Genomic DNA, 22,911 nt, shown 5'->3' on the forward strand with positions numbered 1-22,911 from the left:
AATGTCCCCTTAGGCCAGCATCATCACGGGGTTTTCGATCAGGCCCTTGAACACACCCAGCAATTCGGCACCCAAGGCGCCATCGACGGCGCGGTGATCGCAGGAGAGCGTGACGGTCATGAACTGGCCGATCTTGATCTGCCCATTCTCGGGATAGACGCGTTCCTCGCCAACCCCGACCGCCAGGATGGTGCCATGCGGCGGGTTGATGACCGCGGCAAAGTCCTTGATGCCGAACATGCCCAGATTGGATACCGAGGACGAGCCGCCCTGATATTCGTGCGGTGCCAGCTTCTTGTTGCGGGCGCGGGTCGCCAGGTCCTTGACCTCTTCGGAGATTTCCCGAAGCGTCTTGGCATCGCAGGACTTGACCACGGGCGTGAACAGCCCGCCGGGCACCGACACGGCAACCGCCACGTCGCTGCGCTTATGGTAGAGGATCGAGTCCCCAGCCCAGGTGGCATTGGCCGCGGGCACACGCTGCAGGGCAACGGCCCAGGCCTTCATCACGAAGTCATTGACCGAAAGCTTGAAGGCCGGCTTGCCCTCCTTGCTCTTGGGCGCAGTGGCATTGATCTGCTCGCGTGCCGCCAGCAACGCGTCGATCTTGCAATCAAGCGTCAGGTAGAAATGCGGCACCGTCTGCTTGGATTCGGTGAGGCGAGCCGCCACGACCTTGCGCATGCCATCGTTCGGCACCAGCTCGTAGCTGCCTTCCTCGTACAGCGCGATGACCTGGTTCTTGCTCATGCCGGTCGCAGGAGCCGCACCGGCCGATGCCGTCGCTGCAGCAGGCTTGGTTGCGCCCTTGCCCGATTTGGCAGCCTCGACGTCCGACTTGACGACACGCCCCTTTGGGCCGGAGCCTGCAATGGCCGACACATCAATGCCAGCTTCCTTGGCGAGGCGCCGAGCGAGTGGCGAAGCAAACACTTTGCCGCCTTCGGTTTTGGCCGGGGCGCTGGAGCCAGAATTGGCAACCGGCGCCGGATCGGCCTTGGCAGTCGGCGCGGTCTGCGTTGCGGCGTCTGCGCGCATCACCGTGCCGGCGTCGGCTTTCGGAGCATCAGCCTTGGGCGCCTCGGCCGGCTTGCTCGCCCCCGCCCCGATGGCGCTGGCGTCCTCGCCTTCCTGCAACAACACGGCAATGACCGCGTTGACCTTCACGTTATCGGTGCCTTCGGCAACCATGATCTTGCCGATCTTGCCTTCGTCAACGGCCTCGACTTCCATCGTGGCCTTGTCGGTTTCGATTTCGGCGATCACGTCACCGGAGGAGACGCTGTCGCCCTCCTTGACGTGCCATTTGGCAAGTTTGCCCTCTTCCATCGTGGGAGAGAGCGCCGGCATGGTGATTTCAATCGGCATCTCGTCTCTCCTTACGAGCGGTACGTCACGGCGTTGACCGCCGCGATGACTTCATCGACGTTGGGCAGTGCCAGCTTTTCGAGGTTGGCGGCGTAGGGCATTGGAACATCCTTGCCGGTCACGCGCATGACGGGGGCGTCGAGATAATCGAATGCCTGTTCCATGACGCGGGCCGAAATCTCGGCGCCGATGCCGCCCTGCGGCCAGCCCTCCTCCACAGTCACCAGGCGCCCGGTCTTCTTGACCGACTCGATCACTGTGTCGCTATCGAGCGGGCGCAGGGTGCGCAGATCGATCAGTTCGACATCGACGCCCGCGGCAACCAGCTTTTCGGTGGCCTGGGTCGCGTAGCGCATGCCCATCGAGAACGAGACGATGGTGACATCAGCGCCCCTGCGGGCAATACGCGCCTTGCCGATCGGCAGCACGAAATCATCCACCTTGGGCACCAGGCCCGTCGAGCCGTAGAGGATTTCGTTTTCGAGGAAGACCACCGGGTTGGGCGAACGAATGGCGGCCTTGAGCAGGCCCTTGGCGTCGGCGGCGCTATAGGGCGCGATGACGGTGAGGCCGGGAACATGGCTGTACCAGGCCGAATAGTCCTGGCTGTGCTGGGCGCCAACGCGCGAGGCAACACCATTGGGGCCGCGGAACACCATGGGCGCGGTGACCTGGCCGCCCGACATATAAAGCTGCTTGGCGGCCGAGTTGATGATCTGGTCGATTGCCTGCATGGCAAAGTTCCAGGTCATGAATTCCACGATCGGCTTGAGCCCGGCAAAGGCCGCGCCGACGGCGAGCCCGGCAAAGCCATGTTCGGTGATCGGGGTATCGATAATGCGCTCGGGGCCAAATTCCTGTAGCAGGTTCTGCGTGATCTTGTAGGCGCCCTGATATTCGGCGACTTCCTCGCCCATGACAAAGACGTCCTTGTCGCGGCGCAGCTCCTCAGCCATCGCCTCGTTCAGCGCCTGGCGCACGGTCATCTCGACCATCTCGACGCCTTCAGGCAGGTCCGGATCGCTTTGGGCTTCGAACTTTGGTGCAGCCGGCACAGTGGCGGCGGCTGGTGCCGCCTCGGCCGCCTTTTCGGCCGGAACCACGGGAGCCTCAGCCGGCTCAGGCGCGGTCCGGGCGGCAGGAGCAGCCTCGGCGGTCTCGCCCTCGGCCAGGATCAGCGCGATCGGGGTATTGACCTTCACCGCGTCAGTGCCTTCGGCAATCAGCAATTCCTTGACCACGCCTTCATCGACCGACTCGACTTCCATCGTGGCCTTGTCGGTTTCGATCTCGGCCAGCACATCGCCGGACTTGACGCTATCGCCGACCTTGACCAGCCACTTGGACAGTTTGCCCTCTTCCATGGTGGGCGACAGCGCAGGCATCAGAATTTGGGGCATTTAACTCTCCAGCGAGGGGGCGCCGGGCATCGCGGCCACGCGGCGGGCAGGAATTTCAGGACTATTGGATTGAGTAAAGGCGGTGGTGCTCTCGGCCGGTGCCGGGCGATTGGCAGCCCAACCGCTCAGCACCAGACCAAGCACCAGAAAGATCAGGAAGGCGATGACGGCGCGTTTATAGATCGCCAGCGGCACAGCCGCTTGCGGTCCGGCCTTGGCGTCCAGCTTATTGAACTTCCACCAGCCGAGCGGAAAGAACGAGCCGATCTGCTCGCTGGCCGGCGCCAGACGGGTGATCGCGATGGCCTGCCGGACCGCAAGGACCAACGCCAATATTGCGAACAGCACGATCACACCGAGGAGCGCTGACATCTACTGATCTCAGGCTGAGATGGTGATGTCGGTCCATAGCTCGGATGCATCCGGCTCTGGATCGTTGGTGGCAAAATCAGCAGCTTCGGTCACGATCGCGCGGATTTCGCTTTCGGTTGCCTTGAGCGATTCTTCGGTTGCATAGCCCTCGGCCAGCAGCCGCGCCTTGATCTGCTCGATCGGGTCGCGTTCCTGGCGGTACTTGGTCACTTCGTCCTTGGTGCGATATTTCGCCGGGTCGGACATCGAATGGCCGCGATAACGATAGGTCAGCATTTCGAGGATGAACGGGCCCTTGCCGGAGCGGGCATGCTCGATGGCGCGCTTGGCGGCATCATAGACCATGCGCACGTCCATGCCGTCGACCTGCTCGCCCGGAATGTCGAACGAAGCGCCGCGCTTGGAGAAATCGGTGGTTGCCGAGGAGCGCTCGATCGAGGTGCCCATGGCATATTTGTTGTTTTCGATGATGAACACGACCGGCAGGTTCCAGAGCTTTGCCATGTTGAAGCTCTCATAGACCTGGCCCTGATTGGCCGCGCCGTCACCGAAATAGGCGATGGAGACCGAACCGTCGCCCTTGTACTTGGCCGCAAAGCCCAGGCCCGCGCCCAGCGAAGCCTGCGCGCCGACAATGCCGTTGCCACCATAGAAGCGATGCTCGTTGGAGAACATGTGCATCGAGCCGCCCTTGCCTTTCGACAAGCCGCCCTGGCGCCCGGTCAACTCAGCCATGACGCCCTTGGGGTCGAGCCCCATGACCAGCATGTGGCCGTGATCGCGATAGCCGGTGATCTGGGCATCCTTGCCCTTCTCGCTGGCCATGGTGATGCCGGTGACGACGGCTTCCTGGCCGATATAAAGGTGGCAGAAGCCGCCTATCAGGCCCATGCCATACATCTGGCCGGCCTTTTCCTCGAAGCGGCGGATCAGCAGCATCTCGCGATAGGCTTCGAGCTCCTGTTCCTTGGTCAGCTGAGGTATGTTGGATTGCGTCTTGGCCTTGGTGGCCACAGCCTTACGCGCCATAGGGAACGCTCCGCATCGGAATGGAATTGCCGCAAGGCCCGAATTGGCCACACAACTCCATCATAGTGCAAGCGATTGGCGGAAAGCAATGCCTACGCAGCAGATCAGATCAATGCTAGAGGATTGAATCTGCAGAGATAATTGCGTTTAACTGATCTCTGGCTAATTCATTGAATTTACCGGAAAGTGGTTTACCGCTCACCGGATCAACCATGACGATAATATCGTTCGCATTGGCCATGTTCAGAAGTGCCCGCGCGCGCTCGGTGACGATGTCAGGATCAAGCCGCCGGCCGTCCATCAGTGTCGAGCGGTGGCGGAACGCGTCGATTTCGGCCTGCAACGCCGCAGACCGCGCCTTAAGTACATCGATATCAGCCAGAATCTGGCCCCGATTATCAATGCCGAACTGCCCACTGATCGCCGAATAGGCCAAATAGCCCTGAAACCCGAGCAAGGCCACAGTCATTGCCAATGGACGCCAAAAGGCCGGACGCTTGAGACGGGTGGGCATGGTCAAACCGAAATACTGAACCCGGCCAGTATGGCCGAAAATGCCTTAACGCCGGGTTTCGCTATTCCGCTGCCGCCTGCTCGGGGCGCGTAACATCGTGAAAAAGCGCGCTAACCGACTCGCCGCTATTAATGCGCCGCATGGCCTCCGCCAATGCCGGTGCAACCGACAGCACGGTGAGCTTATCGACCATCCGTTCAGGCGCGATGGGGAGTGTATTGGTACAGACGATTTCGGCCAGGCCGGGTTGAGCGGCCAGGCGATGCAAGGCGGAGCCGGCGAAAATGCCATGCGTGCAGGCGATGCGGATCGAGCGAACGCCGCTGGCCCGCAAATGCTCCAGCAGTTCGATCATCGATCCGCCGCTGGCGACCTCGTCATCGAGTACAATGACGTCACGTCCCCGCACTTCGCCGATGATCGCCGAAATACGTACCTCGGTATCGCTGATGCGCTCTTTGGCCCCTGCGGCCACCGATGTTCCCAGCCGCTTGGCAAAAGCCGCAGCGGTCTTGGCATTACCCAGGTCCGGTGAAACCACCACGGTGTTGCTGAGATCATAGCGCTGGAAATGGGCAGCCAATTCGCTCAGGGCGTGCAGATGATCGACCGGGACGCTGAAGAAGCCATGCACCTGTGGGGAATGCAGGGTCATGGTCAGCACGCGGTCGGCGCCTGCTGTAGTCAGCAGATCGGCCACCAAACGGCCGCCGATGGAAATGCGCGGGGCGTCCTTCTTGTCGGAGCGGGCGTAGGAATAATGCGGGATGACCGCCGTAATGCGCGAAGCCGAAGCGCCGCGTGCCGCATCGAGCATCAGCAGCAGCTCCACCAGATGGTCCTGCACCGGGGCGCTCAATGTCTGGATCAGGAACACGTCCTGCTCGCGGCAATTGGCCTGCAACTGCACTTCGAGGCAGTCATTGGAAAAGCGCTTCACGAGAGTGGGGTGAAGCGGGACGCCGAGCTGGGCGCAGATGTCCCTCGCCAACTCTGGATGCGAACTGCCACCGAATACAGCGATCTGATTCATCGGGACATCCTCGGCCTGCTTGAGGGCGGTGACAGCCCTCTACCGCAGCGGTCGCTTGCAGGCAAGCGGGGGTATTAATATTCGCGCTATCCAGGTACTCGATCGTCCCCTCGCCCCTCAGGGGAGAGGGCCAGGGTGAGGGGTGCGTTTCTGGGTACATCGCATTTGTTGTAGCATCGCACCCCTCACCCGGCTCTACGCGCCGACCGCTCCCCTGAGGGGCGAGGTGAGCTGGGGCGGATGCGATAGTTCGGTCGCCACCTAGCGCAGGATCAAAGCGCGGCGTAGTCGATCTCCAGAAACCGGTCGACTTCGAGCGCCCAGCGGTCGCGCACAAAGGCAACATGGTCCGGGTGCTCGTTATAGCCGGCGTAGGCAGCCTGATCGGCGAACTCCATTGAAAAGCCGAAGGCATAATCATTCTTCGAGCTGACCTGCCGCAACTGCTCGAACTTCTCGACGCCCGGAATGCCTGCCAGCACTTTGGCATCGCGGAGGAAGGCACCCTCCTCCACCGATCCAGGCTGATGCTTGAGCGTGAAGACCACGGTATGCCGGATCATGCTTCGGTCCCGATCGCTTCATTGGCCGCGATCGCGGCCATGTTGACGATGCCGCGGCTGGTCGTGGACGGCGCCAGGATATGCGCCGGCGAACGCGGCCCCATCAGGATCGGGCCGACCGAGAGCGCATTGTTCATTTCCTTGAGCAAGGTCATGGACAGGTTTGCCGCATCGAGGTTCGGGAAGATCAGTAGATTGGCTTCGCCGGTCAGGACGGTGTCGGGCACATAGCGCTCGCGCAATTCCTGATTGAGCGCCAGATCGCCCTGCATTTCGCCTTCGACGATCAGGTCGGGGGCGATCGCCTTGAGCTTGTTATAAGCCTCCCGCATCTTGTAGGCGCTGTCGCCGTCACGCGAACCGAAATTCGAATAGCTGAGCAGCGCCGCGCGGGCCTCGATGTTGAAGCGCTTGAGGTGGTCCCGGGCCTGCAGGGTGATGCGCACGATTTCGTCGGCGGTCGGGTCCTGGTGGACATAGGTATCGGCCAGAAAGAAGGCACCGCGCGGCATGATCAGCATGGAGAGCGCCGACACGTCATTAAGCCCGTCCTGCAAGCCAATGACCGAGCGGATATCGCGCACGTGCTTGATAAAGCGCCCCTGCAGGCCACAGATCAGCGCATCGGCCTCGCCGCGTTTGACAGCCAGGGCACCGATTACGGTCGTATTGGTGCGCACCATCTGCCGGGCGGTGTCGGGCGTGACGCCGTCGCGGCCAACAAGCGAGTGGAACAGCGCAACATAATCGCGATAGCGCGGATCGTCCTCGGGATTGATGATCTCGAAATCAGTGCCGGGCTTGAGGTTGAGCCCGAAGCGCTCGATGCGTGCCTCGATCACGGCCGGACGGCCGATCAGGATTGGCCGGGCAATGCGTTCCTCGAGCAGCACCTGGGTAGCGCGCAGTACACGCTCGTCTTCGCCATCGGCAAAGGCGAGGCGCTTGTTCTGCCCCTGGGCCCGATCGATGATCGGCTTCATCACGAGCCCAGAGCGGAACACGAACCGGTTAAGGCTATCGAGATAGGCCTTCCAGTCGGTAATCGGCTTCTTGGCCACGCCCGAATCCATCGCCGCGCGGGCGACGGCCGGCGCGATGCGCAGAATCAGCCGCTGGTCGAACGGGTTGGGGATGATGTGCTCGGAGCCATAGACGGCGGGCGCACCCGAAGGCGAGGATTCCAGCCCGGGCTCGTGGGCCAGCTTGGCGATGGCGCGCACCGCCGCCAGCTTCATTTCCTCATTGATCGTGGTGGCACCAACGTCGAGCGCACCGCGGAAGATGAAGGGGAAGCACAGCACATTGTTGACCTGGTTCGGATAGTCCGAGCGGCCGGTGCAGACCATGGCGTCCGGCCGGGTTTCCTTGGCCAGTTCGGGCATGATTTCCGGGTTCGGATTGGCCAGCGCCAGAATCAGCGGTTTGGGCGCCATCTTGCTCAGCATTTCGGGCTTGAGCGCCCCGGCCGCCGACAGGCCCAGGAATACATCGGCGCCATCGATCACTTCGGCCAGGCTCGTCGCCTCGCTGGTGCGGCGGAATTGGCCGCGCCATTTGTCATTGACGTCGTTGCGCTTATGGGTAACGAGGCCATCCTTGTCCGCGACCCAGATATTTTCGTATTTCGCACCCAGCGCGACCAGCACATTGAGACAGGCAATGGCCGCAGCCCCTGCCCCGGACGTGCAGATTTTAACGTCCTCGATCTTCTTGCCGGCCAGTTCGAGCCCATTCAGCACAGCTGCGCCGACGATGATGGCCGTACCATGCTGATCGTCATGGAACACCGGAATCGGCATGCGCTCGCGCAGCGTTTCCTCGATTTCAAAGCAATCGGGCGCGCGGATATCTTCCAGATTAATGCCGCCAAAGGTCGGCCAGAGCGGCGCCACGGCGTCGATGAATTTCTTGGGCTCGATCTCGTCGATTTCGAGATCGAACACGTCGATGCCGGCGAATTTCTTGAACAGCACCGCCTTGCCTTCCATCACCGGCTTGGATGCCAGCGCGCCGATATTGCCCAGCCCGAGTACGGCCGTGCCGTTGGAAATCACCGCGACCAGGTTTTGCCGCGAAGTATAGCGCGCGACGCTGTCGGGATTCTCCGCGATTTCCTCGCAGGGCGCCGCAACGCCAGGGGAATAGGCAAGCGCAAGATCGCGCTGATTGCCCAGCGGCTTGGTTGGCTGGATTTCCAGCTTGCCCGGCTTGGGGAATTCATGGAAATGCAGGGCCGCTTCGCGAAGGGCTTTCCGCTGCTCGTTGATGTCGGTGGACACGAGGTATTCTCCTGGCGATCCGGCAACGATCAATGCAAATGGATTGCCGGCACGCGTACGTGCCATCAATCCGGCAGGATGAAAAGACCTAATGTCCGAAGGGTACTTGCCTTCTAGGCAGCGCTGGCAACCGCAGCCTCACCGCGACGGCGCGGTGGTTGGGTGGCCTGCAGCGCAACGGCCAGTTCCTTGAACGCCCCGACCTTGAGAGCAGGCGCAAAAATGAAACCCTGGGCATGCAGCACGCCCCGCGCTCGCAGGTAAAGTGCCTGCGCCTCGGTCTCCACGCCCTCAGCCACGATCTCGCAATTGAGATCCTTGGCCATGGCAATCAAGCCGTCCAGCACCGGCACCTGGGTGGTGTCCGGCTTGACCATGTCGACGAATATCCGATCGATCTTGATCACATCGACGCCCAGCGTGGCGAGATAGGCCAGGTTGGAATGTCCCGTGCCCGCATCGTCCATGGCCAGCTTGGCGCCCAGCGCGTGCAGCCCGGCAATCACGCTGATCGCCACGGTCGAATTGGCCAGCGGGCGGCGCTCGGTGATCTCGAACACCAACTGCCGGTAGGCAATGGGCGAGCCGCCGAAAATGGCCTGCACGTCCTCGATAATGCTGCCATCGCGGAAATGGCCCTCGAACAGGTTGATCGATACCTTGAGCTCGGGTATCTGCCGGCACAATTCGCCCAAGTCGAACTTGACCTGCTGCATCAGCGACAACGTCATCGGAATGGCGAGGCCGGTGACTTCGGCATAGTCGATGAACGCCCCGGGCGGCACCACTTCGCCATTGCGCTTTTCCCAGCGGCATAGCACTTCGCAGCCGACCAACTCGCCCGTCCGCAGATTGATCACCGGCTGGTAATAGGGCTTGATCTGGCCACGGGCGATGGCCCGTTCCAGATCGAAGGCGGGCACGCGCGAGCGGCGAACATAGTGCAAGGCCGTCAGCAGGAACACCGCGCTCATCAGGCAGGCCAGGACGGTGAAGCTTATATCGAGATCGGCATAGCCGGCGCGGACCACGGCGAACGGCACGGCCGCTTCGATCTTGAGCGGCAATTCACCGGCAAAACTCTGGGCCGAGATGAATTCAGTGCCGCCCTGCCCGTCAAAGGCGGTCGCATCGCCCAGGGTGAACACCGAGGTGCCATTGGTCAGCACTACGCGCAGCACGCCGGCGGCCGGGATGATGTGTGCCAGGCCCGCCTGGCTCTGGCTGGCCAGCGGCACGAAGGCGGAAACCCGCCGCGTCATGCCGAACACCTGGGTGATCTTGAGCGCGGGCATCGCCATCTGCCCCAGCTTGACCACGGTGATCGTCTCGGTATGTCCCGGGATCGGTAGGCTCTGCGACAGTGGCGAATAGGAAACCGTGCGGCCGAAGGCGTCGCAATATTGGACACCATCGGCATTCTCGACCAGCACCTGCTTCAGATCAAGGCTGGATTCAATCTCGTCCTGTACATTGGCAACAAAAGTCGGCGTGCAAAGCGAGGGGCTAGCCGCCAACACCCGCCGCAGCGAGGCCACCGCATCCATCGCACCGATTTCGATTTGTGAACTAACCACGCTAGCGGATTGTTGAATAACCGCTTTTTCGCGAACCCGCACATAGGCGTCGAGCAGATAATCCACCGCCAGGATGGGCACGAACGCCAGAATGGCGCCCAACAGCATCAGGATGTGGGAATACCGCGACTGCACAAAACGAATCCGGGAAAATAGTTCTTCGCCGCCATAGCGGTAGCAACAGGCATTTAACGCATCATTAACGCTGATTAACCGCCGGAAACGAAAAGGGCGGACACCGTCGGGTGCCCGCCCTCGTTGGCTCTGCCGGCAGGACCTACTTGTCCTGCACGTTCAGCCGGATGCTGAGTTCGCGCAGCTGCTTGGCCGAAGCCGGGCTCGGCGCGTTCATCAGCAAGTCTTCGGCCTGCTGGTTCATCGGGAAGGCCGTAATCTCACGCAGGTTTTGCACGCCACAGATCAGCATGACGATGCGATCAACGCCAAATGCCGCGCCGCCATGTGGCGGGGCGCCATACTGGAACGCACGATAGAGCCCACCGAACTGCTCCTCCACCTCGTCACGGCTCTTGCCGGTCAGCTCGAACGCCTTGACCATGGTCTCGGGCAGCTGGTTACGGATCGAGCCGGAGGCGATTTCGTAGCCGTTGCAGACCGCATCATACTGATAGGCCTTGATGGTCAGCGGGTCCTGGCTGTTGAGCGCCTCGATCCCGCCCTGCGGCATGGAGAAGGGGTTATGAGCGAAATCCACGCGCTTTTCCTCTTCGTCCCATTCGTAGAACGGGAAATCGACGATCCAGCACAGGGCGAACTGCTCGGTGTCGACAACACCAATATCGGTCGCCGCCTTGGTACGGGCCTCGCCCGCAAACTTGTAGAACTTGGCCGGGCGCCCGCAGACGAAGAACACGGCGTCGCCATCGGCAAGGCCGAGCTGAGCCTTGATTGCGGCGGTGCGCTCTTCCCCAATGTTCTTGGCGATGGGGCCTGAGCCCTGCCCGTCCTTGAAGAAAATATAGCCAAGGCCAGGCTGACCCTCGCCCTGCGCCCAGGCATTCATGCGGTCGCAGAATGCGCGGCCGATCGGCTCGGCGCCGGGTTTATTCTTGGCCGGAATGGCCCACACTTCGACCTTGGGATCGGCCTCGATCTGGCCGGCAAACACCTTGAAGCCGGAGCCGGCGAAATGCTCGGTCACCGCCTGCATTTCGATGGGGTTACGCAGATCGGGCTTGTCCGATCCATATTTGCGGATCGCTGTGTCATAGGGAATGCGCGGCCAATCCTTGGTCACGCGCTTGCCATCGGCAAATTCCTCGAAAATGCCGGTAATGACCGGGGTCATCGTATCCCACACGTCTTCCTGCGTCACGAAGCTCATTTCCAGGTCGAGCTGGTAGAATTCGCCCGGCAGGCGATCGGCCCGCGGATCTTCGTCGCGGAAACAGGGCGCGATCTGGAAATAGCGGTCGAAGCCGGCCACCATCAGCAGCTGCTTATACTGCTGCGGCGCCTGGGGCAGTGCGAAGAACTTGCCGGGATGAATACGGCTGGGCACGAGAAAGTCGCGCGCACCTTCGGGTGAAGATGCGGTGAGGATCGGCGTCGAATATTCAGCAAAGCCGGCCGTCGCCATTTCGCGGCGCATCGCAGCGATCACCTTGGTGCGCTTGACGATATTGGCATGCAGCTTCTCGCGGCGCAGATCGACGAAACGATACTTGAGCCGCACATCCTCGGGATATTCCTGATCGCCAAAAACCGGCAGCGGCAGTTCCTTGGCCGCCGAGAGCACTTCGATCTCGCGTACATAGATTTCGACTGCCCCGGTGGGCAGGTTCGGATTCACGGCTGCCGCGTCGCGCAGCTTCACTTCTCCGTCAATGCGCAGCACCCATTCGGCCCGGATTTTCTCGGCAGCGGCGAAGGCCGGAGAATCAGGGTCGATCACAGCCTGGGTCAGGCCATAATGGTCGCGCAGATCGATGAAGAGCAGGCCGCCATGGTCACGGATACGATGCACCCAGCCGCTGAGGCGGACGGTCTGGCCTGCATCCTGGGCGGTCAGGGCCCCGCAGGTGTGCGAGCGGTAGCGATGTGTTGTCATGTCGGAACTCGGTAAAAGGCCGGAATCTTGGGCCGGAAAAGCGCATGGGTCGCCATGCTTGTCAAGTTGAGCCGGTCCGGGTGGTGGGGTTGCATCACCCCGCCGCGCTAACCAATTCCTTATGCTTAAAGATTCACTTCTGGAGTGACGCGGCAGCACCTGCTAGGAACAATCTTGACTATTTTGAGACGGAAACCGGTATGGACGCCATAATTTCCACAGATGCGCTCGCGGCCTTCTGCGACCGCGCCTCTAAGTTCGACTTCGTGACAGTTGATACCGAGTTCTTGCGCGAAACCACTTACTGGCCAAAACTTTGCCTGATCCAGGCCGCGACCGATGATGAAGCCGTGTTGATCGACCCGTTGGCGTCGGGGATCGATCTGACCCCCTTCTTCGCGCTGCTGGCCAATCCAGAGGTCACAAAAGTGTTCCATGCCGCAAGGCAGGACGTAGAAATTTTCGTCAAGTTGAGCGGCAAGGTGCCGGTCAATATTTTCGATACCCAGGTCGCCGCCAGCGTCTGCGGCTTCGGCGATAGCGTCTCCTACGACAATCTGGTGCGCTCCATCACCAACGTCGAACTCGACAAGTCCTCGCGCTTTACCGATTGGTCCGCTCGCCCGCTCTCGGAAAAGCAGTTGACCTATGCGCTGGCCGACGTCACATATCTGCGCGATATCTATCGCGAACTGCGCAAGCAGGTCGATGCCACCAAGCGCTGGGATTGGGTGGAAGACGAGCTGGGCGTGTTGCGCAGCATCGATACCTATGTCGTGCAGCCGGAAAATGCCTGGGAACGGCTGAAGATGAAGATCAACCGCCCGCGCGACCTGGCGGCTCTCAAGGTGCTGGCCGGCTGGCGCGAAAAACGCGCGCAGGACAGCGATCAGCCGCGCAGCCGGATTCTCAAGGATGACGTGCTGTTCGAATTGGCCATGCAGCGCCCGTTGACCCCCGATGCCTTCGACAAACTGCGCGCGGTACCGCGTGGCTTTGGCCGCAGCTCAGCCGCCGCCGAGATCATGGCGCTGCTCAAGGACGTCGAGGCGCTGGGCAAGGCCGAATTGCCGACCATGCCCGAGCGCTATCGCGGCCCCTCGCCCAAGGGCGCGGTGGGCGATCTCATCCGCGTGCTGCTCAAATCAGTGTCCGAGCAACACGGCGTCGCCGCCCGTATCATCGCCACCTCCGACGATATCGATGCCCTGGTGCTCGATGACGAGGCCGATGTCGCCGCCCTAAAGGGCTGGCGCCGCAAGCTGTTCGGCGAAAAGGCTCTGGCGATAAAGCACGGCCGCGTAGGCCTGGTTGCCACCCGCAAGGGGATAGTCGAATTTCCGGTGGCACAAACAGAAGCGGCCGAATAGCCGCTCCGCCTAGCTCGCGATTCGAATGAACGAGGCCTTGTAGCCCGCCAGATTGGCGAACTGGTCTAACCGTCCGCTCAGGTGTTCGCCATTGAGAAACGCGAAGTCCTGCGGCAGCACCAGTGCCAGCACGTTGCCATCTACTTCGAAGCGGATACGCGGCAGTATCCCCGGCATGGCCGCCGTCATCGGATAGGCGACGCGGAACAGCGCCCCGATCAGCTTGGCGCGCTGCGATGCATCCGGCGTGGCGAGGGCCAGCAATGGCTGGTCGATGCCCTTCATCTTGAGCCCGCCATAGCGCACGGCAATGACCTGGCAGAGGAAGGCGCGACCGGGATGATCCACACCGGTTAGGGAGCCATAGGCCACTGCATCTACGCTCTGCACGCCCCGATAGTCGGGGTGGGCGCGCCAGGCAATGTCGGCCAGAAGGCAGGCCACGGTGCGCAGCCGCGTTTCCTCAGCCGTTTCCACAATGCCCGCGGCGGCAAAATATTGCCCGGTAAATTCGATCAGGTCATTGGCATGCGAAGGCGAGCGCGAGCGCAGCACGGAGAGCTCTTCGGCCGCCTGGATCAGCGGATCGATCGCCTGTTCCTTGGGGTCGAGCAAGCCATGCAGATAGCCCTCGCGCACGCCCAGCGCCGAGAACATCACATTGGTAAAGGCGCCGGTCTTTAACACTTCGCCTAGCACAGCGGCACCGAACGGCACCAGATCGCGTCGCGAGGAGCTGACGAATTCAGAACCAGGATAATTCTTGAGCGAGCCAGCCTCGACGATCTCGGTGCAGAGCGCGATCATGTCCTCGGCGGGTACCGTATAATGCTGCACCATCTGCAGCGGGTAGTCGCGCAACACCTGATGCAGCTTGGCCAGCGAACGCCAGGTGCCGCCAATGGCCGCAAAACTATTGCCCGGCGCGACGGTCTTGAGGATGGAGGCTTCCAGCCTCTCCCGCACGATGCTCGCGGCCTTGACCGGACTGCCGTTGCTGTCGTCCTGCAGGCGGATCACGCCGAGTTCGTAGGATTCTCCATTGGTGTCATTGCCGTTCTTGATGGCAGAGAGCTCAAGGCTGCCGCCACCCAGATCACCAACAATGCCATCAAATCCCGGAATGCCGGCCACCACGCCCAGCGCTGCGAAATGGGCCTCCCGCTCGCCGCTCAGCACCTGGACCTTGGTGTCCATGATGGTTTCGACGGCGTTGACGAAGTCTTCGCGATTGGCCGCGTCACGCACCGCGGAGGTCGCCAGCACATAGACTTTGCCCACCCGCATCATCCGCGCCACTAGCGCAAAGCGCTTGATGGCCTCGATCGCCTGGGCGACATTGGCGTCGGCCAGGCGCCCGGTCTGGGCAATGCCGCGCCCCAGGGCGCAGGCGGATTTTTCGTTATAGAGCGGCGTCAGCGAGCGCGCGTGGCGCTCGTAGACGACCAGGCGGACGGAATTGGAGCCGATATCGAGGACGGCCACGGGCTTTGCGCCCTTGATCCGCCCCTGTGCCGTTGGATCGGCATCGACCCCCCAGAATTGTGTCAAACCGTATCCTCGTCGCCCTCACCTATTCCGGCGCTGCCGCGACCCGACAGCGAAGGATTGGTCATGAAATAATCGTGCGCATTAAACGGCTCTTCGCCTTCGGCCATGCGAATGCGGTGCGAGCTGCCGTCGGGCAACACTTCCCAGCTCTGCTGGTTGTCGCGCAGATAGGCAACCAGAATCCGGTCCAGGATCTGCTTATGCACGGTCTTGTTGAGAATAGGCACCATGATTTCCACGCGCCCATCAAGGTTCCGGCCCATGATATCGGCAGACGAAATATAGACCCGCGCATTCGGATTGGGCATAGCCTCGCCATTGCCGAAACAATAGATGCGGCTGTGTTCGAGGAAGCGGCCGACGACCGATTTGACCCTGATATTGTCCGAAAAGCCGGGAATGCCTGGCCGCAGGCAGCAGATGCCGCGCACGATCAGGTCGACCTTCACGCCGGCCTGGCTCGCGTCATAAAGTGCGTCGATCACCTGCGGATCGACCAGCGAATTCATCTTGAGCAGGATGCTGGCCGGCTTGCCCTGGCGGGCATGTTCGATCTCGCGGCCAACATCGTCGATCAGCGTCTGGCGTAGATTGACGGGGGAAACCGCGATGGTCTCAAGCTCGGTCGGGCGCGCATAGCCGGTGATGAAATTGAACACCCGCGCCACGTCCCGCGTGATCGCCGGATCGATGGTGAAATAGCTCAGGTCGGTATAAATCTTGGCAGTTATCGGGTGATAATTGCCCGTGCCGATGTGGCAATAGCTGACCAGCTTGCCCTTTTCGCGGCGGACCACCTGGCTCATCTTGGCGTGGGTCTTGAGCTCGATGAACCCGAATACCACCTGCGCCCCTGCCCGCTCCAGATCGCGCGCCCAGCGGATATTGGCCTCTTCGTCAAAGCGTGCCTTGAGCTCGACCAGGCAGGTCACCGACTTGCCGGCTTCCGCCGCCATCACCAGCGCCTTGATGATCGGGCTATCGGATGAGGTGCGATAGAGCGTCTGTTTGATGGCGACCACATCAGGGTCGCGCGCCGCCTGCATCAGGAACTGCGCCACCACGTCAAAGCTCTCGAATGGGTGATGCACCAGGATGTCCTTGGCGCGAATGGCAGCAAAACTGTCGCCATTATAGTCGCGGATGCGCTCGGGGAACCGCGCCAGATAGGGCGTGAACTTGAGATCAGGCCGCTCGACATCGCAGACCTTGCGCGCATCGGCCAGCCCGAGGAAACCTTGCACCTCGAAGATATCGCCATCCTTGACGCCCAGCTGTTCGCCAATCTGGCGCTTGAGCGCCCGGGGCGTCGAGCTCTCGATTTCGAGCCGGATCACTTGGCCGCGGCGGCGCTGGCGCAAGGCGGATTCGAACTCCACCACCAGATCGGCCGCCTCGTCATCGATTTCGATTTCGCTGTCGCGGATCACCCGGAAGGCACCGGAACCAACCACTTCGTGGCCCGGAAACATCTTGTGAAAGAACAACTTGACCAGGGTGTCTATCGTAACGACTTCAGTCCGGCCCTCCGAGACGAGCCCCGTCGGCAGGTTGATGAAGCGGTCGAGATTGCCTGGAATACGCACCAAAGCGGTCAGCGGCTGGTCGCTATCGGGGCGGCGCAGTTCGAAGGCGAGTGCCAGGCCCAGATTGGGAATGAACGGAAATGGATGCGCCGGATCGACCGCAATCGGCGTCAGCACGGGGAAGATTTCCTCACGGAACAGCTTCTGCAGGTAATTGACCTGGTCGGCGCTGAGGTCATCCTCCTCATGGATCACCACATTCTGCGCGAACAATTCCTCGCGCAGGCTCTGCCAATGATCCTGCTGCTCCAGTTGCAGGTGCTGGGCGAGTGTGGCGATTTCCTCAAGCTGCTCGGCCGGCGTCAAGCCGTCGGCGCTTTGCTTGGACAGCCCTGCCCGCAGTTGGCCTTTGAGGCCGGCCACGCGGACCATGTAGAATTCATCCAGGTTATTGGCCGAGATCGACACGAAACGCAGCCGCTCGAGCAGCGGATGGCTTTCATTGCCGGCCTCTTCGAGCACCCGCATATTGAATTGCAACCAGCTGACTTCGCGGTTGACGAACCGGGCCGGGCTGGCGCGCAGGGCCCCGGCATCGGGCACGCCCGCGTCGGCTTCGGCGAAATCGCTCATTTCATTCATCGTCCGGCCCATCCCAATCCTGTTCGTGCTGCACCGCGCCGCGAGCGACCGCGCGGCGGTCGAGCGCATCGGCGGCGATGCTGCGGGTAATGGCCGTACCCTTTGCCAGGGCCAGCCTATCCATGAGGTCAGCAAGAATCGAGACTTCCTCGGTTGAGCGCTCCATGCGCGCTACGAGATAGCCAATGATTCTGGGATCGACCTTGATCTGCCGATCACCGAACAGTTTCACGAACATCTGTGACAATTGAATGTCGTCCGTCATTTCGAGGCTGAACGCGGTCGCCCGCCGCGCCCGTGAGCGCACATCATCGGTCGCCAGCGGCCATTGCGCAACCTCTTCGCGCGCCGTCAGCAAGATGGCCCGCTGGTCGCGCATCGATTGGTTGAGCAGGTGAAACAATCCCGCCTCGTCATAGCCCAGCCGATCCACGTCCTCCACCACCAGCGGCGTGCGCCCGCCCCGCGTTGCCAGCGCCTCCAGCTCACCGGCACCGGCGAAATGCGCACCGCTGCGATCAGCGAAAATCCGCGCCAGGTGGGATTTGCCCGAGGCCGCCGGCCCGATCAGCAGCGTCAGCGGTTCGGACCAATACGGAAAAGCCAATATCCGCCCGTGCGCCAGGGCGTTGCCCTCGCCGACCAGAAAATCGCCTTCGCCCTGGGCAGGAATATGCGACAGCTCGAAGGCGAGCTGCCCCCTTGTGTCATTTGTCTCGTCCATGTCAGGCCGCGCTGGCATCGCCATCGGCGTCCCCATTGGTGCCCTTGTACAGCGTACTCGCTTTGTATTTTCGCACGCCATAGCGGATCAGCACAGCCACGATCGCCGCCAGCGGCACGGCCAGCAACAGGCCGACAAAGCCGAACAGCGCACCGAACGCCAGCAGCGCAAACATCAGCCAGACCGGATTGATATTAATCGAGGAGCCCACCAGCTTTGGATAAAGAATATTGCCCTCGATGAACTGCCAGACCATGAAAATTGCGCAGACGGCCACGACCATCCACCAATTTGGCCAGAACTGCACGATTGCAATGCCCAGTGACAGTGCAAAGCCCACGGCGAAGCCGGCAAATGGTATGAAGCTCAGCAAGCCGCCGATAATGCCGACCGCCAGGCCGAAATTGAGCCCGATCAGGCTGAGCGCCGTCGCATAATAGGCTGCGTCGATCAGCAACACGCCGCCCTGCCCGCGCAACACCCCCGCCATGGACCGGTCGATATCCTTGAGGATGCCATTGATCTCTTCCTTGTAGTCCTGCGGCAGCAGGCTCTGTAGCCCCCGCACCATGCCCTCCCAGTCGAGCAGCAGATAGAAGGCCACAACCGGGGTCAGGATGGTGATGCCGATAACGCTTGCCCCGGTATAGCCAATATTGACCAACTCGGCCGGCAGCGTCGCGATAAAGCCTAGCGCCTGCCGCGTCAGATCGTTGATCGTGCCCTCGAATTGGGCGGCCCGCTCCGGCCCCAGCCATTCATTGATCTCTGGCGACCAACGGCGGATCAGCGCCTGCAGGTCGGCGACGTAGCCGGGCAAGCGCTGGATAAGGCCCACCACCTGCTGGCCGATCAGCGGCACCAGCATGACGAACAGACTGACAATGATGGCAATCACGCAGAGCAGCACCACTGCGGTCGCCGAGCCGCGGTTAAACTTCCACTGTTGCAGCTGATTGACCAGCGGGTTCAGCAGGTAGGCCAAAGCCGCCCCGACGACGAATGGAAGCAGAATGCCGCGGAACAGCCAGAGAAGTAGAATAAGGACAACAAGGAAGCTGATCCAGATCAGCACTTGATTTCGCAGCGTCATTGCGTTGGCCAACCCTTGCGTCGCGGTGGTGGAGAAGCTATCAGGCCGTCTAGCTTCCGGCGCCGGAGTTGGCAATCGCCTTGGCTTTCCGGTAATGGCTTTGCGCACGCTTTCCCCAAACGGTTCCTGGCCAATGTCCGATCCTCAAAACCTGACATCAAACGGTCTCTCATACAAGCAGGCCGGTGTCGACATCGATGCAGGCAATGCGCTGGTCGAGGCCATCAAGCCCGCAGTGCGCTCCACGAGGCGCCCCGGCGCCGACGGCGAGATCGGCGGCTTTGGCGGCCTGTTCGACCTCAAGGCCGCCGGATTTACCGATCCGGTTCTGGTGGCTGCCAATGATGGGGTGGGCACCAAGCTCAAGATTGCTATCGATACCGGCAATCATTCCACCATCGGCATCGATCTCGTCGCCATGTGCGTCAACGACATCATCGTGCAAGGCGCCGAGCCGCTGTTCTTCCTCGATTATTTGGCCACCGGCAAGCTGGATGTCGAACAGGGCACGGCCATTGTTTCGGGCATTGCCGAGGGTTGCCGCATTGCCGGCTGCGCACTGATTGGCGGGGAAACCGCTGAGATGCCGGGCATGTATCATGGCAATGACTATGATCTGGCCGGCTTTGCCGTGGGCGCCGCCGAACGCGGCTCGCTCCTGCCCCGTCCCGATATCGCTGCTGGCGATACACTGGTGGCCATCGCCTCCTCGGGCGTGCATTCCAACGGCTATTCGCTGGTGCGCAAGATTGTCGATCTGTCGGGCATTGATTGGTATATGGATGCGCCCTTTGCGCCCGGCCAGTCGCTGTCCGAAGCCCTGCTGACGCCCACCCGCATTTATGTGAAGCCGCTGCTGGCCGCCCTCAAGGCAGGCATCGGCATCAAGGCGCTGGCACACATTACCGGTGGCGGATTCATCGACAATATTCCGCGCGTACTGCCCGACCATCTGGCGGCCCATGTCGATCTCAACGCCATCACCGTGCCCAAGGTCTATGGCTGGCTCAGCCATATTGGTGGCATGAATGAGCGCGAAATGCTGCGCACCTTCAATTGCGGCGTCGGCATGCTGGTGGCGGTGGCGCCCGCGGATGCGGAGAAGCTGGTCGAACAGCTCAACGCCGCTGGCGAAACCGCCTCCATCGTCGGCAAGCTGACCGAACGAACCGGCGAGCCGGTAACCTTTGAAGGCAAGCTCTCGCTGTGAGCCGCAAGCGCGTCGCCATCCTGATTTCGGGCCGCGGCTCCAATATGCAGGCGCTGATCGAGGCCGCCAAGGCGCCGGATTTTCCGGCCGAAATCGTCGGCGTCTTCTCCAATAAATCCGACGCGCCGGGCCTCGATTTCGCCCGAGCCAATGGGGTTCCAACCGCCACGCGCTCGCACAAGGATTTCGCGACCCGCGAAGACTTCGATGCCGTGATCGACCAGACGCTGACCGCTTGGCAGGTGGACTATGTGTGTCTCGCCGGCTTCATGCGCATTTTCTCAACCGGCTTCGCCCGCAAATGGACTGGGCGGATGCTCAATATCCATCCTTCGCTGTTGCCCAAATACAAGGGCCTGCACCCTCACCAGCAGGCGCTCGACGATGGCGCGAGCGTGCATGGCTGCACCGTCCATTGGGTCATCCCCGAGTTGGATGACGGTCCGGCGATCCTGCAGGCCCAGGTGCCAATCCTGCCCGGCGACACGGCCGAGACATTGGCGGCCCGTACGCTAGTCGCCGAACACCGCATCTATCCCGAGGCCCTGCGCATGCTGGCCTCGGGCGAGATTGCGCCGCTTTAGTACGGTAGCGCGGCGATAAACGCCGTCACCACTGCCGCCGAATTGGCCGATGCCAGTCCCATGAACGTGCCCATCTCATTCTCCCCTTCCCCGCCGCCGGCTAGGTCAGAGAGCGAGCGGAAAGCGATGAACGGCACCTTGTTGGCATAGGCGACATGCGCGACCGCCGCGCTTTCCATATCCAGCACCTGGGCTTCGAACGTGCCAAAGGCATATTCGCGGAACGCCGCATTGTCGACGAAAGCCGCCCCCGACACGCCATTACCGCCGACATAGATGCCCGGCGCCGTCGTCAGGCATTTATTGGCCTCGACACAATCTTCAAGATTGATGTCGGCCGCCACTTTCTCGGCCACGGCCAGCAGGTCCGGATCGACCGCAAACCAGAATTTCTCTTCCGGTTCAGCGCCTTCCCTGGCGACGCCAACATTCTGCGGGAAGATCATCCCGAAATTGGGAAACGGCGCCTCAAGGAATGGCGGCGGCGCGAATTCACCCTCCGCGGTCTCGCGCGCGAGGATCGCGTCGAGATATTGCCCCCACTGAGCCGGCACGATGACGTCCCCGATATGCCGCTCGGGATTGACGCCGCCGGCAATGCCGGAAAACACGATGCTCTCGAGGTTGAAGAAGTCCATCGCCAGTTGCGAGGTCATCGCCGCGTTGACCATGCTGACCCCGGTCAGGAACAGCACGACTGGCTTGCCCTCGATCAGCCCGGTCGCAAAGGTCGTGCCATTGACCGTATAGTCCTTGCGCTCGCTCAGCGCCTCCTGCAGCACGATCCACTCGGGCGCGAAGGCGGACATCACGGCAATACGGGGCGTCGTGTCCAGTGTTTCCGCGGCCAGTGCCGGGGTGCAGGTCAAGGCGGCAAGCAGAGATGCGGCAATTGTTGTTTTCAGCATGAGTCCCTCATTATTTGCCGGGAAAGACTAGTGAGCCCGATCCAACCAGGCTATCGCCAGTCGCGCATGGCTGCATCTCTCCATCAGCGGCGCTGATAACGGTCATCGTCAAAATCGGTTCGACCTTTGTTCTCGCCGGGCGTAAGTTCCGGTTCTTATCGGGCTGGGGAGGAATCACATGGCCGCGCGTGACTGGGCTTTGCTCATCTTTGTCGGCAGCATCTGGGGCTGCTCGTTCCTGTTCAACGCCGTGTTGATTCGCGAACTGGGGCCGATCTGGGTCGCCGCTGGCCGCGTGAGCATTGCGGCCATTGCCAGCTGGGTTATTTTCTTCGCCATGCGCAAGCCGCTGCCGCGCGATCCCGTGCTTTATCTCAAGCTGGGCCTGCTTGGCGTGTTCAGCTATGCCCTGCCCTTCACGCTATTCCCGCTCGGCCAGGCCCATATTCCCAGCGGGCTAACGGCCATCATCAACGCACTGACCCCGATCCTCACCGTTCTGGTCGCCCACTTCTGGCCTGGCGGCGAAAAGGCAAAATACAACAAGGCGCTCGGCGTCGTTGCCGGCTTCGCCGGTGCAGCCCTGCTGGCGTCTCCGGCCCTCACCGGTGGGCATGCCAGCGATCAGCTGATCGGCATCGGCTTCTGCCTGCTCGCGACAATCCTTTATGCGGTCACGCTCAATGTCGCCCGCAGCTTCCGCATGATCGAACCGACCACGCTGGCCACCATCGCCCTGACCGGGGCGGCAATCGCCTCCGTGCCAGTCGCCTTCGCCGTCGAAGGTGTACCCCATGTCACACGCCTCGAAACCTGGGCCGCCTGGCTGGCCCTCGGCCTGTTCTCGACGGCACTGACCTTCCAGATCATGTACCGCCTGCTGCCCCGCATCGGCGCAACCAACTTCGCCTCCAACACTTTTATTTCCCCGGTCGTCGCCATCATTCTGGGCGTCACGCTGCTGGGGGAAATCATCCTGCCCGTCCATATTGCGGGCATGCTGCTGGTGTTTGTCGGCCTGCTCTGCATCGATGGCCGCATCTTCAAGCTGGGCCGCCGCGCGCCCGCATAAGCCGCCATTGGCCTTTTACCGC

General features: G+C 61.7%; 19 protein-coding genes. 4 read left to right on the plus strand and 15 right to left on the minus strand.

The annotated features are described in order from the left end of the window. Window positions 1–9 precede the first annotated feature (9 nt). The 10 genes from FF80_RS00820 to aspS all read right to left on the minus strand — a co-directional run bounded on the left by FF80_RS00820 (window position 10) and on the right by aspS (window position 12,209). The gene (locus FF80_RS00820) at window positions 10–1,368 is read right to left on the minus strand and encodes a pyruvate dehydrogenase complex dihydrolipoamide acetyltransferase (protein ID WP_035096798.1); all 1,359 of its coding nucleotides are present in this window, start codon (window positions 1,366–1,368) and stop codon (window positions 10–12) included. Window positions 1,369–1,379: 11 nt separating this feature from the next. Beyond that, window positions 1,380–2,768 carry a pyruvate dehydrogenase complex E1 component subunit beta gene (locus FF80_RS00825; protein WP_035096799.1) on the minus strand — a complete coding sequence of 463 codons (1,389 nt, stop codon included), beginning with the start codon at window positions 2,766–2,768 and terminating at the stop codon, window positions 1,380–1,382. Next, a complete protein-coding gene (locus FF80_RS00830) occupies window positions 2,769–3,140 on the minus strand; it encodes a hypothetical protein (protein ID WP_035096800.1) in 372 nt (123 codons plus the stop codon). 9 nt (window positions 3,141–3,149) lie between these two features. Then, window positions 3,150–4,169 carry a pyruvate dehydrogenase (acetyl-transferring) E1 component subunit alpha gene (gene pdhA, locus FF80_RS00835; RefSeq protein WP_035096801.1) on the minus strand — a complete coding sequence of 340 codons (1,020 nt, stop codon included), beginning with the start codon at window positions 4,167–4,169 and terminating at the stop codon, window positions 3,150–3,152. Window positions 4,170–4,284: 115 nt separating this feature from the next. After that, window positions 4,285–4,683 (minus strand): septum formation initiator family protein, encoded by a 399-nt coding sequence (locus FF80_RS00840; RefSeq protein ID WP_152558216.1) that lies wholly within the window; start codon window positions 4,681–4,683, stop codon window positions 4,285–4,287. A 61-nt stretch (window positions 4,684–4,744) separates the two neighbouring features. Then, window positions 4,745–5,716, minus strand: coding sequence for a ribose-phosphate pyrophosphokinase (locus FF80_RS00845; protein WP_035096803.1), 972 nt, complete (start codon window positions 5,714–5,716; stop codon window positions 4,745–4,747). 272 nt (window positions 5,717–5,988) lie between these two features. Further along, window positions 5,989–6,279 (minus strand): Dabb family protein, encoded by a 291-nt coding sequence (locus FF80_RS00850; RefSeq protein ID WP_035096804.1) that lies wholly within the window; start codon window positions 6,277–6,279, stop codon window positions 5,989–5,991. Next, a complete protein-coding gene (locus tag FF80_RS00855; RefSeq protein WP_052153024.1) occupies window positions 6,276–8,561 on the minus strand; it encodes an NADP-dependent malic enzyme in 2,286 nt (761 codons plus the stop codon). The genes FF80_RS00850 and FF80_RS00855 overlap by 4 nt, the downstream gene beginning before the upstream one ends. Window positions 8,562–8,674: 113 nt before the next feature. Further along, a complete protein-coding gene (locus FF80_RS20760) occupies window positions 8,675–10,273 on the minus strand; it encodes an EAL domain-containing protein (RefSeq protein WP_152558217.1) in 1,599 nt (532 codons plus the stop codon). Between the two features lie 142 nt (window positions 10,274–10,415). Next, window positions 10,416–12,209: an aspartate--tRNA ligase gene (aspS, locus tag FF80_RS00865; protein ID WP_035096805.1), complete on the minus strand. Its 1,794-nt coding sequence runs from the start codon at window positions 12,207–12,209 to the stop codon at window positions 10,416–10,418. A gap of 200 nt (window positions 12,210–12,409) precedes the next feature. On the opposite strand from aspS, the gene rnd reads away from it, so the two are divergent. Next, entirely contained in the window at window positions 12,410–13,579 is a 1,170-nt protein-coding gene (gene rnd, locus FF80_RS00870; RefSeq protein ID WP_035096806.1) for a ribonuclease D, read from the plus strand. Window positions 13,580–13,588: 9 nt separating this feature from the next. Here the strand turns inward: rnd and FF80_RS00875 are convergent, their stop codons facing one another. Genes FF80_RS00875 through FF80_RS00890 form a run of 4 tightly spaced genes read right to left on the minus strand, consistent with a single transcriptional unit; the run spans window position 13,589 to window position 19,115 of the window. After that, the gene (locus FF80_RS00875) at window positions 13,589–15,130 is read right to left on the minus strand and encodes a Ppx/GppA phosphatase family protein (RefSeq protein WP_052153026.1); all 1,542 of its coding nucleotides are present in this window, start codon (window positions 15,128–15,130) and stop codon (window positions 13,589–13,591) included. Further along, window positions 15,127–17,298 carry an RNA degradosome polyphosphate kinase gene (locus FF80_RS00880; RefSeq protein WP_052153052.1) on the minus strand — a complete coding sequence of 724 codons (2,172 nt, stop codon included), beginning with the start codon at window positions 17,296–17,298 and terminating at the stop codon, window positions 15,127–15,129. The genes FF80_RS00875 and FF80_RS00880 overlap by 4 nt, the downstream gene beginning before the upstream one ends. After that, complete coding sequence (locus tag FF80_RS00885) at window positions 17,291–18,022, minus strand: hypothetical protein (protein ID WP_052153027.1); 732 nt, start codon at window positions 18,020–18,022, stop codon at window positions 17,291–17,293. The genes FF80_RS00880 and FF80_RS00885 overlap by 8 nt, the downstream gene beginning before the upstream one ends. Window position 18,023: 1 nt before the next feature. Next, a complete protein-coding gene (locus FF80_RS00890; RefSeq protein ID WP_052153028.1) occupies window positions 18,024–19,115 on the minus strand; it encodes an AI-2E family transporter in 1,092 nt (363 codons plus the stop codon). 133 nt (window positions 19,116–19,248) lie between these two features. Between FF80_RS00890 and purM the strand changes: the two genes are divergently transcribed. Further along, window positions 19,249–20,325 carry a phosphoribosylformylglycinamidine cyclo-ligase gene (gene purM, locus FF80_RS00895; protein WP_035096808.1) on the plus strand — a complete coding sequence of 359 codons (1,077 nt, stop codon included), beginning with the start codon at window positions 19,249–19,251 and terminating at the stop codon, window positions 20,323–20,325. Next, window positions 20,322–20,909, plus strand: coding sequence for a phosphoribosylglycinamide formyltransferase (gene purN, locus FF80_RS00900; RefSeq protein ID WP_035097040.1), 588 nt, complete (start codon window positions 20,322–20,324; stop codon window positions 20,907–20,909). The genes purM and purN overlap by 4 nt, the downstream gene beginning before the upstream one ends. On the opposite strand, the gene FF80_RS00905 is transcribed toward purN, so the two are convergent. Then, window positions 20,906–21,817, minus strand: a complete 912-nt coding sequence (locus FF80_RS00905) for a 5'-methylthioadenosine/S-adenosylhomocysteine nucleosidase (RefSeq protein WP_035096809.1) — start codon at window positions 21,815–21,817, stop codon at window positions 20,906–20,908. The two genes, purN and FF80_RS00905, sit on opposite strands and share 4 nt — an antisense overlap. A 178-nt stretch (window positions 21,818–21,995) precedes the next feature. Between FF80_RS00905 and FF80_RS00910 the strand changes: the two genes are divergently transcribed. Next, window positions 21,996–22,889: a DMT family transporter gene (locus tag FF80_RS00910; protein ID WP_035096810.1), complete on the plus strand. Its 894-nt coding sequence runs from the start codon at window positions 21,996–21,998 to the stop codon at window positions 22,887–22,889. Window positions 22,890–22,911 lie beyond the last annotated feature (22 nt).

The sequence above is a fragment of the Devosia sp. LC5 genome, assembly GCF_000735585.1.
GTDB lineage: Bacteria > Pseudomonadota > Alphaproteobacteria > Rhizobiales > Devosiaceae > Devosia.